11 protein-coding genes are annotated in these 14,877 nt (G+C 66.0%); 10 read left to right on the top strand and 1 reads right to left on the bottom strand.

Translation table 11 applies throughout. From position 1 onward, the window contains the following. From grpE to glmM, 10 genes are all read left to right on the top strand, one after another. Nucleotides 1-616 (top strand): nucleotide exchange factor GrpE (gene grpE / locus OXU43_05280; protein MDD9824564.1); only part of this gene is annotated, 616 nt, incomplete at its 5' end. A gap of 146 nt (nt 617-762) precedes the next feature. Beyond that, on the top strand, nt 763-2,775 hold the full coding sequence (dnaK, locus tag OXU43_05275; GenBank protein ID MDD9824563.1) for a molecular chaperone DnaK: 2,013 nt from the start codon (nt 763-765) through the stop codon (nt 2,773-2,775). 101 nt (nt 2,776-2,876) lie between these two features. Beyond that, the gene (gene dnaJ / locus OXU43_05270) at nt 2,877-4,004 is read left to right on the top strand and encodes a molecular chaperone DnaJ (protein MDD9824562.1); all 1,128 of its coding nucleotides are present in this window, start codon (nt 2,877-2,879) and stop codon (nt 4,002-4,004) included. Nucleotides 4,005-4,008: 4 nt separating this feature from the next. Continuing rightward, a complete protein-coding gene (dapB, locus tag OXU43_05265) occupies nt 4,009-4,848 on the top strand; it encodes a 4-hydroxy-tetrahydrodipicolinate reductase (protein ID MDD9824561.1) in 840 nt (279 codons plus the stop codon). 68 nt (nt 4,849-4,916) lie between these two features. Further along, nucleotides 4,917-6,035, top strand: coding sequence for a glutamine-hydrolyzing carbamoyl-phosphate synthase small subunit (gene carA / locus OXU43_05260; GenBank protein MDD9824560.1), 1,119 nt, complete (start codon nt 4,917-4,919; stop codon nt 6,033-6,035). A gap of 35 nt (nt 6,036-6,070) precedes the next feature. Then, nucleotides 6,071-9,334, top strand: coding sequence for a carbamoyl-phosphate synthase large subunit (gene carB, locus OXU43_05255; protein MDD9824559.1), 3,264 nt, complete (start codon nt 6,071-6,073; stop codon nt 9,332-9,334). After that, nucleotides 9,331-9,807, top strand: a complete 477-nt coding sequence (greA, locus tag OXU43_05250) for a transcription elongation factor GreA (GenBank protein ID MDD9824558.1) — start codon at nt 9,331-9,333, stop codon at nt 9,805-9,807. The genes carB and greA overlap by 4 nt, the downstream gene beginning before the upstream one ends. Nucleotides 9,808-9,897: 90 nt before the next feature. After that, nucleotides 9,898-10,461 carry an RlmE family RNA methyltransferase gene (locus OXU43_05245; GenBank protein ID MDD9824557.1) on the top strand — a complete coding sequence of 188 codons (564 nt, stop codon included), beginning with the start codon at nt 9,898-9,900 and terminating at the stop codon, nt 10,459-10,461. An 89-nt stretch (nt 10,462-10,550) separates the two neighbouring features. Beyond that, on the top strand, nt 10,551-12,497 hold the full coding sequence (gene ftsH, locus OXU43_05240) for an ATP-dependent zinc metalloprotease FtsH (GenBank protein ID MDD9824556.1): 1,947 nt from the start codon (nt 10,551-10,553) through the stop codon (nt 12,495-12,497). 47 nt (nt 12,498-12,544) lie between these two features. Further along, a complete protein-coding gene (gene glmM, locus OXU43_05235; GenBank protein MDD9824555.1) occupies nt 12,545-13,918 on the top strand; it encodes a phosphoglucosamine mutase in 1,374 nt (457 codons plus the stop codon). Here the strand turns inward: glmM and dapD are convergent. Continuing rightward, nucleotides 13,904-14,746, bottom strand: a complete 843-nt coding sequence (dapD, locus tag OXU43_05230; protein ID MDD9824554.1) for a 2,3,4,5-tetrahydropyridine-2,6-dicarboxylate N-succinyltransferase — start codon at nt 14,744-14,746, stop codon at nt 13,904-13,906. The genes glmM and dapD overlap by 15 nt on opposite strands. Between the last annotated feature and the right edge of the window lie 131 nt (nt 14,747-14,877).

Here is a 14,877-nt window from a genome sequence, read left to right as displayed (position 1 = left end):
GCAAGAAGATACTGGGGCCGAACCGGCTGCGTCCGGGGCGCCGGAAGATGCGGGCGACGCGCCTGTGGAGATATTGACGGACGCTGCCCCGGCCTCGGCGGAGGGGGAGGAACTGCCGGACCTGCAACAGACCGTCGAGCGTCTGGGCGAAGAACTGGAGAGTTTGAAGCGTAGCGAGTCGGAGCACCGGGATGCCATGTTGCGGGCCCGCGCGGAGATGGAAAACCTGCGCAAGCGCACGGAACGGGACCTGGAAAACTACCGCAAATACGCGCTGGAGCGCTTTGTGCGCGAATTGTTGCCCGTTCTCGACAGCATGGAGCTTGGTTTGCAGTCCGCCGAAGGGCCGGAAGCCTTTGCCGGCCTGCGGCAAGGTATGGAGTTGACCGTCAAGATGTTCGGCGACCTGCTGCAGAAATTCGGAGTGGATGCCATAGACCCCGTCGGGGGCCGTTTCGACCCGGAGCGGCACGAGGCCGTTTCCATGCAGGAAAGGCAGGGGGAAGGCGAACGAGAAGGAGAGGGGGGGGGATCCGTAGTGGTGGCGGTCATGCAGAAGGGCTATGCTCTGGGCGACCGCCTGATTCGCCCCGCCCGGGTTGTGGTGGCGCGCTGATCCCCCGGCGCGCCTTGCAATCCGTCGTTGCCGCCCCCATATGGGATACCGGAGACAAGCGCCGGGCGCGGTTGGCGGCGGCGGCGGGCCCGGGATCGGGATCGGGATCGGGATCGGACATGTGGATTGTTGAATAGGAGTAGCGAATGAGCAAGATTATAGGCATTGATCTGGGTACGACGAATTCCTGCGTCGCGGTGCTGGAGGGGGAGCGTGCCAAGGTCATCGAGAACAGCGAAGGCGCCAGGACTACGCCTTCCATCGTGGCCTTCACCGATGACTCGGAGGTGTTGGTAGGGCAGGCGGCGAAGCGGCAGGCGGTGACCAACCCGAAGCATACGCTGTTTGCCGTCAAGCGCTTGATCGGGCGCCGCTACGAAGAGGAGGAGGTGCAAAAGGACATCAAGATCGTGCCCTATGACATCGTGGCCGCGGACAACGGCGATGCATGGGTCGGCGTCAAGGGCAAAAAAATGGCCCCGCCGGAGATTTCGGCCCGGGTGCTGATGAAGATGAAGCAAACCGCGGAGGATTACCTGGGCCAGCCGGTCAAGGAGGCGGTGATCACCGTCCCCGCCTATTTCAGCGACTCGCAGCGCCAGGCGACCCGGGATGCCGGCCGCATCGCCGGCCTGGACGTCAAGCGGGTCGTCAGCGAGCCTACCGCCGCCGCCATCGCCTACGGCATGGACCGGCGCCGCGGCGACGCCAGGATCGCGGTGTACGATCTGGGCGGCGGCACTTTCGACATCTCGATCATCGAGATTGCCGAGGTGGAGGGCGAGCGCCAGTTCGAGGTGCAGGCCATCAACGGCGACACCTTCCTCGGGGGCGAGGATTTCGACCTGCGGCTCATTGATTACCTGTGCCGGGAGTTCAAGAAGGATCAGGGCATTGATTTGCACAACGATTCCCTGGCATTGCAGCGCCTCAAGGAAGCCGCGGAAAAGGCGAAGGTCGAATTGTCCTCGAGCCAGCAGACCGACATCAATCTGCCCTACATTACCGCGGACGCCGGCGGGCCCAAGCACATGAACATCCGTTTGACGCGCGCCAAGCTGGAGTCCCTGCTGGAAGAACTGGTCGAGCGCACGATCGAGCCCTGCCGCACCGTGCTCAAGGACGCGGGCGTGGCGGCCTCGGAAATAGACGAAGTGATCCTGGTCGGCGGCCAGACGCGCATGCCGCTGGTACAGAAAAAGGTGCAGGAGTTTTTCGGCCGCGAGCCTCGCAAGGACGTGAATCCGGACGAGGCCGTCGCCGTGGGCGCGGCCATCCAGGCCGGCGTATTGGGCGGCGACGTCAAGGATCTGTTGCTGCTGGACGTGACTCCCCTGTCTCTGGGCATAGAGACCCTGGGCGGGGTGATGACCAAGCTGATCGAGAAGAACACCACGATTCCCACCAGGAAGCAGCAGATCTTCACGACCGCGGAAGACAACCAGAACACGGTCACGGTGCATGTCCTGCGGGGCGAGCGGGAGCGGGTCAGCGACAACAAGTCTCTGCAAAGCTTCAATCTGAGCGGTATTCGCCCGGCCCCGCGGGGCGTGCCCCAGATCGAAGTGACTTTCGATATGGATGCCAGCGGCATCCTCCACGTTTCCGCCAAGGATAAGGGCAGCGGCAAGGAGGAGCGCATTTCCATCCAGGCATCCAGCGGCCTCTCGGAGGGCGACATCAAGAGGATGGTCGAGGACGCCGAGACCCATGCCAAGGAGGACCAGGTCCTGCGCGAGTTGGTGGAGGCCCGCAACCATGCGGACACTTTGTGCCACACGGTGCGCCGTTCGCTGCAGGAGGCGGGCGAGAAGGCGGATTCCGCCCTGCAGGAGGAAGCCAAGGCGGCGTTGCGCGAGGTAGAGGAGAAGATGCAGGGCGACGACAAGGAGGCCCTCGCGGAGAGTTGCCGCAAGCTGGCCGAGATCGCGCAGAAATTGATGCAGGCGTCGTCGTCGGAAGCGGCCCGGGAGGCCCAGGAAGCCCAGGAAGCCCAGGAAGCCCAGGAAACGAAGAGTCCCGGGGCGGACGACGCCTCCGCCTCCTCCGAGAGGCGCGCGACGGATGGCGGCGGCAACGGCGCGCGGGTTCAGGATGCCGATTTCGACGAGATCGCGGACGACGACGGCAAGGAGGATCGAGAGGATAAGCGGGAGTGAGGGCATCGCGGCTTCCCTTCCCGCGGCAAGCCGCGGCGGCTCTCCGACGGCGGACGCGGTAGCCGCTCCTGGCAGACCGCCCGGCGGGTCGGGTTTCGAATATGTCCAACCGCGATTACTATGAGGTGCTCCAGGTCTCCCGCGACGCCAGCGCGGGCGAGATCAAGAAGGCCTATCGCCGACAGGCGATGAAATGCCATCCGGACCGCAACCCCGGGGACCGTCAGGCGGAGGAGCGTTTCAAGGATGTCAAGGAGGCCTACGAGGTCCTCTCCGATGCGGACAAGAGAAAAAACTACGACCATTTCGGTCACGCCGGGGCGGCGGCGGGCGGCGGTCCTGCCGGTTTTACCGGCAACGTCAACGACATCTTCGAGGATATTTTTTCCGACTTCCTGGGCGGCGGGCGCCGCAGGGCGAGGGGGGCGCAACAAGGCTATCGCGGGGCGGATCTGCGCTACGAAGTGGAGATTGGCCTGGAGGAAGCGGCCAGGGGCACGGCCCTGCAATTGCGCGTCCCGCGGCTGGTTCATTGCCGGCAGTGCGGCGGCAGCGGCGCCCGTCCCGGCAGCAGTCCGACCCTCTGCGCCACCTGCGGCGGCAACGGCCAGGTGCGCATGCAGCAGGGCTTTTTTTCGCTGCAGCAGACCTGTCCGGATTGTCGCGGCCGCGGCCGCGTGATCTCCGACCCCTGTGCCGCCTGTCGCGGCGCCGCCCGGGTGCGGGAGGAGAAATCCATGTCCGTGCGGATACCGGCGGGAGTGGACGAGGCCGACCAGGTGCGGCTTGCCAACGCCGGCGAAGCCGGGGAGTACGGCGGCCCGCCCGGCGATCTGTACATCAAGATTCGGCTCAAGCCGCACCCGGTATTCCGGCGCAAGGGGGCCGACCTGTATTGCAGCGTCCCCATCAGCGTCGCCACGGCCGCCCTGAGCGGCCAAGTGGAGGTGCCCACTCTGGATGGCCGGGTCATGTTGCAGGTCAAGGCCGGCACGCAGTCGGGATGCGTTTACCGGCTGCGGGGCAAGGGAATCAGCCGCTCTTCCCGCTCCGCGCGCCCCGGCGATCTGCACTGCGAGGTCCATGTCGAGACTCCCGTCAACCTGACGCGCCGGCAAAAGGAACTGCTGCGGGAACTGGAGGAGCAAACGACGAAGAAGCGTCATAGCCCGATCCGCTCCAAGTGGCTGGACCGCATCAAGGGATTCTTCAGGGACGCGGGCGGATAAGACCATGTCTGGCGGGGAGATGCGAGTGGCCGTCAGCGGCGCGGCGGGGCGCATGGGGCGCGCTGTCATCGCGGCCTGCCGGCGCGCGCCGGGGACGCGGGTCGTAGCGGCGACGGAGCGTCCCGGTTCGCCGCATCTTGGCAAAGATGCCGGCGAATGGTCCGGTGGCGACACGCTGGGCCTGCGCATTGCCGACTCCCTGCATTTTCCTGAGAGTCGCCCGGATGTCCTGATTGATTTCAGTCAACCGGAGGGGACTGGCGCCGTTGCCGACCGGTGCCGGGAGGCGGGGGTGCGCATGGTGATCGGGACGACGGGCCTGGAGGAACGGCAGCGGGCTGCGGTCGCCGCCGCCGCCGAGCGGGTTGCCGTCGTGTTCGCTCCCAATATGAGCGTCGGGGTCAACCTTTGTTTCGGCCTGCTCGAGACCGCGGCGCGGGTCCTGGGAGACCGGGCCGAGATTGAGATCGTGGAGACTCACCACTCCGGCAAGCGGGATGCGCCCTCCGGCACTGCGCTGCAGATGGGCCGGATCGTATGCGAGGCGCTGGGGCGGCGCCACGAATCCTGTGCGGTGTACGGCAGAAGCGGCCCGGGCGGGCGCGACCCCGGCAGTATCGGGTATGCTTCGCTCCGTATCGGCTCTGCGGTCGGGGAGCATACGGTGCTGTTCGGCCTGCCCGGCGAGCGGGTGGAGATCGGCCACCGCGCCGAGAGCCGGGAGATCTTCGCGGACGGGGCCGTGCGCGCCGCCCGCTGGGTGGTTGCCCGTCCGCCGGGACTCTACGATATGCGCGACGTGTTGGGATTGCCCCGCCACCTCGCGGCGGCGGGGCAGAGCTAATTGCACGGCCGTCCCCGGGGCGCCCGCATTCCCGGGCTGCGGTCCGTGCGCCTTTCCGGGAGGGAGCAATGACGACGCAGGCGATCCTGGCGCTCGAAGACGGCAGTGTTTTCCCCGGGCGAGGCATCGGCGCCTCGGGCCGTGCCGAGGGCGAAGTGGTTTTCAACACGGCGGCGACCGGATACCAGGAGATCATCACGGACCCCTCTTACCACGGTCAGATCGTCACCTTCACGCAGCCGCACATCGGCAATGTGGGGACCAATCGGGAGGACGAGGAATCTGCCCGCGTTCATGTACGGGGGCTGGTGGTGCGGGCGCTGACCGCGCAGCCCAGCAACTGGCGCAGCCGCGAGTCCCTGCCGGACTATCTGCGGCGCCACGGCGTGGTGGGGATCGCGGAGGTGGACACCCGCTGCCTGACGCGCCTGTTGCGCGAGCGCGGGGCGATGCGGGGGTGCATTGTGACTGGCGCCGGCGCGGATGTCCGGCAGGCGGTCGCCGCCGCCCGCCAGGCGACCGCCCTCGAGGGCAGCGATCTGGTCGGCGAGGTAAGCGCCGCCGGCCGCCGCGAGCGGGAGCCGGAAGGGGAGGCGGCCGCCGGGGCGCCGCCCGGGGGTTGGCGCGTGATCGCCTACGACTACGGGATCAAGAGCAATATTTTGCACCGATTGGCGGCGGCGGGCTGCCGGGTTACGGTCGTGCCGGCCGCCACGCCGGCGCGCGAGGTCGTTGCCCAGGCGCCGCAGGGCGTGTTCCTGTCCAATGGGCCCGGCGACCCGGCGGCCTGCAAGGACGCGATCGAAACGGTGCGGGAATTGCTGGCGGCCCGCGTGCCGCTGTTCGGCATTTGCCTGGGGTGCCAGCTGCTGGCGCTTGCCGCCGGCGCCAGGACGGTAAAGATGAAGTTCGGCCACCACGGCGCCAATCACCCGGTGCAGGAACTGGCGACCGGCCGGGTCCTGATCACCAGTCAGAACCACGGCTTTGCCGTGGACGAGGCCACATTGCCGTCCACTCTCTCTCCCACCCACCGCTCGCTGTTCGACGGCAGCCTGCAGGGGGTGCGACATACGGAGGCGCCCGCATTCGGTTTCCAGGGGCACCCGGAGGCCAGTCCCGGCCCCCACGATGCCCGCCCCTTGTTCCAGCGCTTCACCGCCTTGATGCAGGAAGGCGCCCAGTGACCCTCCAGGGCGGGCGCGCCGCCGCCGGTCATTAGATGCCCAGGCGCACCGACATCGAGTCCGTGCTGGTTATCGGCGCCGGCCCTATCGTTATCGGCCAGGCCTGCGAGTTCGACTATTCCGGCACCCAGGCCTGCTGCGCCCTGCGCCAGGAAGGCTACCGGGTGATCCTGGTCAACTCCAACCCCGCCACTATCATGACGGACCCGGAAGTGGCCGATGCCACCTACATCGAGCCGCTATGCCCGCAGGTCTTGGCCCGGATCGTCGAGTTGGAGCGGCCGCATGCCCTGTTGCCCACCATGGGAGGGCAGACGGCTCTGAACTGCGCCCTGGAACTGGATCGGCTCGGGGTCCTGAAACGGCACGGGGTCCGCATGATCGGCGCCTCGCGCGAGGCCATCGCCAAGGCCGAGAACCGCGCCCTTTTCCGCCAGGCGATGCTCCGGGTGGGGCTGGCCATGCCGGTTTCCCGAATCGTCTCCGACATGGAGCAGGCCCGGCAGGCGCGCGACGAGATCGGATACCCGGTGATCGCCCGCCCTTCCTTTACGCTGGGCGGCAGCGGCGGCGGAGTGGCCTGCAACCACGAAGAGTTCTCCGAGTTGTGCGAGCACGGCCTGCGGGTTTCGCCCAGCGGCGAGGTGCTGCTGGAGCAGCCGGTCCTGGGGTGGAAGGAGTACGAATTGGAAGTGGTGCGCGATTGCCGGGACAACTGCATCGTCGTCTGCTCCATAGAGAACGTGGACCCCATGGGGCTGCACACGGGAGATTCGATCACCGTCGCCCCGGCGCAGACGCTGACGGATAAGGAATACCAGCGGATGCGCGATGCCGCCGTCGCCGTCCTGCGGGAGATCGGCGTGGACACGGGCGGGGCCAATGTGCAGTTTGCCGTCAATCCGGAGGACGGGACGTTGCTCGTGATCGAAATGAATCCCAGGGTCTCCCGGTCGTCCTCCCTGGCCTCCAAGGCGACCGGCTTTCCGATCGCCAGGGTTGCCGCCAAGCTCGCCGTGGGCTACACGCTGGACGAGTTGGCGAACGAGATCACCGCTGGCGCCACGCCCGCATCCTTCGAGCCGGTCATAGACTACGTGGTGACCAAGATGCCGCGCTTCGACTTCGAGAAATTCCCCCAGGCCGACGACCGCCTGACCACCCAGATGAAGTCGGTGGGCGAGGCGATGGCAATCGGGCGCAGCTTCCAGGAATCGCTGCACAAGGCCCTGCGCAGCCTGGAGACGGGGATGACTGGCCTGGACGAACAGGGCGCCGGCGGGGAGGCGGCCAGTCCGGATCGCATTCGCCAGGAGTTGCGGATCCCCCGCAGCCGCCGGCTGTGGTATGTCGCGGACGCCTTCCGCCAGGGCATGAGCGTGCAACAGGTGCATGAATGCGCCCGCATCGATCCCTGGTTCCTGGAGCAAATACGCGACCTGGTGCAGGAAGAGCGGCAGACGCGCGATGCCGGGCTGGAAGGGCTGTCGCCGGAGCGGCTGCGGCTGCTCAAGCGCAAGGGATTTTCCGACGCCCGGCTGGCGCGCCTCTTGGAGACGGAGGAGGCGCAGATCCGGAGCCGCCGTCATGAGGCCGGCTTGTTCCCGGTGTACAAGCGGGTTGATTCCTGCGCGGCGGAATTCCCCACGACCACGGCCTACCTCTACTCCTGTTACGAGCAGGAATGCGAGGCGAATCCGGGTTTTCGCCGCAAGAAGATCGCGATCCTGGGGGGCGGCCCCAACCGCATCGGCCAGGGGCTTGAGTTCGACTACTGTTGCGTACAAGCCGCGCTGGCCCTGCGCGAGGAAGGCCACGAGGCGATCATGGTCAACTGCAATCCCGAGACGGTTTCTACGGACTACGACATTTCCGACCGGCTGTACTTCGAGCCGCTGACCCTGGAGGACGTGCTGGAGATCGGGCGGCGCGAACGGCCCGACGGCATAATCGTTCAGTACGGAGGGCAGACCCCGTTGCGCCTGGCCCGCGCCCTGGAGCGGGCGGGGATGCATATCGTGGGCACTTCCCCCGACTCCATTGACCTGGCCGAGGACCGGGATCGCTTTCAGCACCTGATCCGACAGCTGGGCCTGCGCCAACCCTCGAACCGCGCGGCGCGCTCGGCGGAGGACGCCTTGCGCCATGCCGGCGAGATCGGCTTCCCCCTGGTGGTGCGCCCTTCCTATGTGCTCGGCGGCCGGGCGATGGAAATCGTTTATAGTCGGCAAGATCTCGAGGAATACCTGCATACGGCCTTTCTGCAATCCGGCCAGTTCCCGGTGCTCCTCGACCGCTTTCTGGAGGATGCGATCGAGGTGGACGTGGATGCCGTGGCGGACGGGCGGGACGTATTCATCGGGGGCATCATGGAACATATCGAGCAGGCGGGCGTCCATTCCGGCGACTCGGCCTGTTGTCTGCCCGCCCACAGCCTCGGCAGCGAGATTCAGCGGCAGCTGGCGGACCAGGTCCGGCGCTTGGCCGAAGCGCTGCGCGTGGTGGGCCTGGTCAATGTGCAGTTCGCCGTGCGCGGGGGCGATATCTACGTGCTGGAAGTGAATCCCCGCGCTTCGCGCACGATCCCCTTCGTGTCCAAGGCGACCGGTGTCCGCCTGGCGCGGGTCGCCGTCCGCTGCATGATGGGCGCGACACTGCGCGACCAGGGCCTTTCGGGTTCCGTGTCGCCGTCTTATTTTTCCGTCAAGGAGGCCGTGTTTCCTTTCGACAAGCTGCCCGGCGTGGACCCTCTGCTGGGGCCGGAGATGAAATCCACGGGCGAGGCGATGGGGGTTGGGAAGGATTTCGGCGAGGCCCTGTACAAGGCCCAGCAAGCGGTGCACAAGAATATCCCCCGGGACGGCTGGGCTTTCCTCAGCGTGCGCGATGCGGACAAAGCCGCCGCCTGCCGGATCGGCGCCGAACTGGTCGCCATCGGCTTTCAATTGTGCGCCACCCGGGGCACCGCCGCGGCGTTGCGCCGCAGCGGGCTGGAATGCCGCGCGGTCAACAAGGTGCAGGAGGGCCGGCCGCATATCGTGGACATGCTGAAGAACGGCGAAATCGCGTTTATCGTGAACACCACCCAGGGCAAGCAGGCGATCGCGGATTCCTATGCGATCCGCCGTACCGCACTGTTGCGCGGCGTGTTTTACATGACTACCATTGCTGGCGCGCAGGCTGCCGCCCAGGCGATTCGATGCGGCGATTCCTTTCGCGTCGCATGCCTGCAGGAACTCCACCGCACTCCGGTGCCCCGGCCTGCGGACATTGACCGCGTTAGGCAGGAGGAAAGATGAGCAAACCGCCGATTACCGCAAAGGGGGCCCAGCGCCTGCGGCAACAAATGGAGCAGTTGAAGCGGGTGGAGCGCAAGCGGATCACCAATGCCATCGCCGAGGCCCGCGCGCATGGCGATCTCAGCGAGAATGCGGAATACCATGCGGCACGCGAGGAGCAAAGTTTCGTAGAGGGCCGGATCGCGATGCTGGAGGAGTTGCTGGCCAATGCCCAGATTATAGACGTGGCCAAGCTGAACGCCGGCAGCCGAATCGTATTCGGCGCCGCCGTGGAGTTGCTGCACCTCAAGGAAAAGAAAAAGGTTAGCTACCAGATCGTCGGCGAGGCGGAGGCCGATATCGAGGAAGGGCGGATCGCAGTGACCTCGCCTATCGCCCGCGCGTTGATCGGCAAGAACGAGGGGGACAGCGTGCGGGTGGAGGCCCCCGGGGGCGCGGTGGACTATGAAGTGGTTCGGGTACGCTACCAATGAGCGCCCTTGCCGGCGTGCCCGGGCGGGTGGCGGCGGGCGGAGATAGGGCGAGCCGTGCGTCGGGAGGAGCGGCACGATTCCTATTGGCGCATGGCGCGCGACCGGGGCTACCGTTCCCGCGCCGTCTTCAAACTCATGGAGATCGACCGCGGCGACCGCCTGTTGCGCCCTGGTCAGACGGTTATGGATCTGGGCGCGGCGCCGGGCGGGTGGTCGCAGTACCTCGCCGAGCGTGTCGGCCGGCAGGGGCGGGTGTTGGCCATAGACCGCAACCCCATGCAGCCGATCCCGGGCGTGGAATTCGCCCTGGGCGAGTTGGGCGACCCCGGGCTGTGCGGCCGTTGTCGCGAGTGGCTGGGGGGGCGTCCCTGCGATTTGGTCGTATCGGATCTGGCCCCCGACTTGAGCGGCATCGCGGTCACCGACCAGGCGCGCATGGCAACCTTGTTGGACGCCGCTCTGGAGATGGCCCGGCAGTTCCTGCGCCCGGAAGGCGATCTCTTGATCAAGTTGTTTCAGGGAGAAGAGTGCGCCGCGTTCCGCGAACGGCTGGCCGGCTGCTTCCGCGGGGTCGCGGCGCGCCGGCCCCGGGCGTCGCGCAGCTCGTCGAAAGAATTCTATCTGCTGGCCCGGCGCTTGACCGGCTTGCGGTAGTTAACGAGGGGCAGTCATGGTAGAATCTCTTTGTCGGCGGGCGCCATGCAACGAGGCAGGCGGCGGCCAAAGCAGCGGGTAGGAAGGACATGGCAAGAAATCTGCTCCTCTGGATGATCATCTCGATCGTGTTGATCGCTACGTTTCGCAACTTCGGGCAGCCCGTGTTGCCGTTGGAGGTTCCCTATTCGCGGTTCATCGCCGACGTCAAGGAAGGGCGGGTGGAATCGGTTACCCTGGAGGGCAGCGTGCTTACCGGTTGGCGCACCGACGGCGCCCGGTTCACCACCTACAGCCCGGAGACGGATAACAATGCCCTGATCGGCGTCCTGCTCGAACAGGGCGTGGAAATCAAAGGCAGGGAGCCGCAGCGCAACTCCCTGTGGATGCACGCCCTGATTTCTTGGTCGCCCATTCTGTTGTTGCTGGCGATCTTCATCTATTTCATGCGCCAGATGCAGAGCGGCCTGGGCGGGCGCGGCGCGCTTTCCTTCGGCAAGAGCCGTGCCCGCCTGCTGAGCGAGGACCGCGTGCGGATCACCTTCGACGATGTGGCCGGCGCCGAGGAGGCCAAGGAAGAAGTGGCCGAGTTGGTGGAGTTCCTGAAGAATCCGGCCAAGTTTCAGGCCCTGGGCGGCAAGATTCCGGCGGGTGTGCTCATGGTCGGGCCGCCCGGCACCGGCAAGACCCTGCTGGCCCGCGCGATCGCCGGCGAGGCGCAGGTGCCTTTCTTCACGATCTCCGGTTCCGATTTCGTCGAGATGTTCGTCGGGGTGGGCGCTTCCCGGGTGCGCGACATGTTCGAGCAGGCGAAAAAGCAGTCCCCCTGCATCATCTTCATAGACGAGATTGATGCCGTGGGCCGACACCGGGGGGCGGGCCTGGGCGGCGGCCACGACGAGCGGGAGCAGACGCTCAACCAGTTGCTGGTGGAAATGGACGGCTTTGAGGGCACCGAGGGGGTGATCGTGATCGCCGCCACCAACCGCCCGGATGTCCTGGACCCCGCCCTGTTGCGGCCGGGCCGCTTCGACCGGCAGGTTACGGTGCCGTTGCCCGATATCCGCGGGCGGGAACAGATCCTCAAGGTCCACATGCGCAAGATCAAAATGGCGGATGGCATCAAAGCCATCGTGATCGCCCGCGGTACGCCGGGCTTTTCCGGCGCGGATCTGGCCAACCTGGTGAACGAGGCGGCGTTGTTGGCGGCGCGCGCCGACCGGGAGCAGGTGCGCATGGAGGAGTTTGAACTGGCCAAGGACAAGATCATGATGGGCGCGGAGCGGCGCTCGATGGTCATGAGCGTGGAGGAGAAGAAACTGACCGCCTACCACGAGGCCGGCCATGCCATCGTCGGTTTGCAGATGCCCTCGCACGACCCGGTGTACAAGGTGACCATCATTCCCCGCGGGCGGGCCATGGGCGTTACCATGTTTCTGCCGGAGTCGGACCGGCTCAGCTACAGCAAGGAGCATCTGGAGAGCCAGATCTGCACTTTGTTCGGGGGGCGGATCGCGGAAGAGTTGATATTCGGCAAGGAGCATGTGACCACGGGGGCCAGCAACGATATTCAGCGCGCCACCGAACTCGCCCGCAACATGGTGACCAAGTGGGGATTGTCCAAGCGCCTGGGGCCCCTGACCTACAGCGAAGAGGAAGACGAAGTATTCCTGGGCCACTCGGTGGCCCGGCACAAGGCCATCTCCGATGAAACCGCGCACGTGATTGACCAGGAAGTTCGGGATATCGTGGATCATGCCTACCAGCGCGCCGAAAAGATGTTGCGCGACCACATGCCCAAGCTGCACCTGATGGCCGAGTCGCTGATCAAATACGAAACCCTGGACCACGACCAGCTTCAGGACATCATGTCCGGCAAGCCGCCGCGCCCTCCCGCCGATTGGGACGACGAGGAAGGCTCCGGCGAGGAGCGTAGCGGGTTTGCCCCGGCGGCGCGGCGCGGCGCCTCCAAAAAGAGGAGACCTTCTCCCCCGGTCAATCCGACCCCGGTCAAGGGATCGGCCGGCACCACGTGAAAGCCCGGGAAACGGTGCCGCGGGTGGTGGCTGGCGCATCCCCCGGGATTGCCGGTTCTCGCAAGCGGTACTTCGGCACCGACGGCATCCGCGGGCGGCTTGGCGAGGCGCCGATTACCCCCGAGTTCGTCCTGCAGCTGGGATGGGCCGCCGGTTGCGTCCTGAGCGGCGGGCGGCGCGGCAACGTCCTGATCGGCAAGGATACCCGCATCTCCGGCTATCTGTTGGAATCGGCCTTGGAGGCGGGCCTGGCCGCCGCCGGCGCCGACGTGTGCTTGCTGGGGCCGATGCCCACCCCCGCGATCTCCGTACTCACCAGAGAGACGCGCGCCTGCGCGGGTATCGCCATTAGCGCCTCGCATAACCTGTATTGCGACAACGGCATCAAAATTTTCCGCTCTGATGGGAGCAAGATCTCGGATGCGACGGAGATCGCCATTGAGGCCCTCATGGAGGAACCCTGTCGCACGGTTGCCTCCGAACGCCTGGGCAAGGCCCGCCGCCTCGGCAACGCGCCGCGACGTTACATTGAGTTCTGCAAGAACCTGTTCAAGGACAAGTTGGACCTGCAGGGATTACGTTTGGTGCTGGACTGCGCCCACGGCGCTGCCTACCGCGTCGCGCCTCGGCTGTTCGAGGAATTGGGGGCGCAGGTCACCGCCATCGGAGTGGAACCCGACGGGTTGAACATTAACCGCGACTGCGGATCGGTTTCGCCCGAGCTCATGCGCTGCGAGATGCAGAACCAGGGCGCCGACCTGGGGATTGCCCTGGACGGCGACGGCGACCGGGTGATCATGGCGGACGAGCGTGGCGAATTGTTGGACGGCGACGAGTTGCTGTATGTCATCGCCAGTGCCCGTCGCAAGGAACTGGCCGGCACGGTGGTCGGCACCGTGATGAGCAACCTGGGCCTTGAGCAGGCCCTGCGTCGCCTGGGGCTCGAATTGCACCGGACTCCCGTCGGTGACCGCTACATCGCCGAGGCCTTGTTGCAACGCGGGCTGAAACTGGGCGGCGAGCCTTCCGGGCACATCATTTCCATGGCCCACATGCCCACTGGCGACGGCATCGTGTCCGCCCTTCAGGTGCTGGACGCCATGCGGCGCACTGGCCGCTCCCTGTGCCATCTGAAGTCCGGTATGCGCAAATTTCCTCAACAGATGATCAACATTCGGACGCGGCAGGGGCAGCATATCTCCTCCTTGCCGGAAATACAGGAAGCGGTGGCCGGCGCCGAGGACGAGCTGGGGGACGCAGGCCGGGTCGTACTGCGCCCCTCGGGGACCGAGCCGGTCTTGCGGATCCTGGTGGAAGGCCCGGGAGAAGCCCAGGTGGAGAACCTTGCGGACCGGCTTGCCGGCAAGGTCAGGGAGGCCCTGGAGAGGATGCGGCAGGCGCCCCTGTCACAGGTCCCTTAACAGGCGGTTAATCCCCGTTTTGTCGCGGGTATTGGCATCCACTTGCTTGACGATCACCGCACAGTACAAGCTGTGCGTTCCATCTTTCGCCGGTAGCGCCCCCGGCACCACCACTGCTCCCGGAGGCACGTAGCCGTGGCGGACTTCCCCGGTTTCCCGGTTGTATATGCGAGTGCTCTGGCCGATGTACACGCCCATTGAAATTACCGCGCCCTCGCCGACGACAACCCCCTCTACGATCTCGGAGCGCGCCCCGATGAAGCAACCGTCCTCGATAATCGTGGGGTTGGCCTGCAGAGGCTCCAGTACGCCTCCGATGCCCACCCCTCCCGACAAGTGGACATCGTTGCCGACCTGCGCGCAGGAACCTACGGTCGCCCAGGTGTCGATCATGGTGCCGCTCCCCACGTAGGCGCCGACGTTTACGTAACTGGGCATCATTACCACCCCCGGAGCGATGTAGCTGCCGAAGCGGGCGACCGCCGGCGGCACTGCTCGAATGCCCAGCGCCGCGAATTGCTTTTCCTCCATATCGGAGAATTTGGGCCGGACCTTGTCATAGTAATTGGTGAACCCCCCGGGAATGCGGCGGTTCGCCTCCAGGCGAAAGGACAACAGGATGGCCTTTTTCAGCCACTGGCGCACCCGCCATTTGCCATCGTGCTTCTCGGCCACCCGCAGGCGCCCCTCGTTCAGCTCCGCCAGTGCCTGTTGCACGGCTTCGCGCAAGGGCGCCTCCGCGGCGCGGTCGGGGGAGAGCTGTTCGCATCGCGCGAACCCCTCTTCGATCGTTTCCTGCAGTTGCTCCGTATTGCTATTCCCGCTCATGGCTCGTCCTCCTGCGTTGCGCCCCGGTTTGTCGCATCCGCACCCGGACAAAAGGCCGTCTTTGCGGGTTTGTCCGGGGCGGATTTAACTTGACTTTGCATAAAATAAATGTAAATCTTTGAAAAAATAGG

The sequence above is a fragment of the Gammaproteobacteria bacterium genome, from assembly GCA_028817255.1.
GTDB classification, from domain to species: Bacteria; Pseudomonadota; Gammaproteobacteria; order Porifericomitales; family Porifericomitaceae; genus Porifericomes; species Porifericomes azotivorans.
The sequence above is the reverse complement of the archived record's forward strand: the minus strand, read 5'-3'. Positions and strand labels throughout refer to the sequence as shown.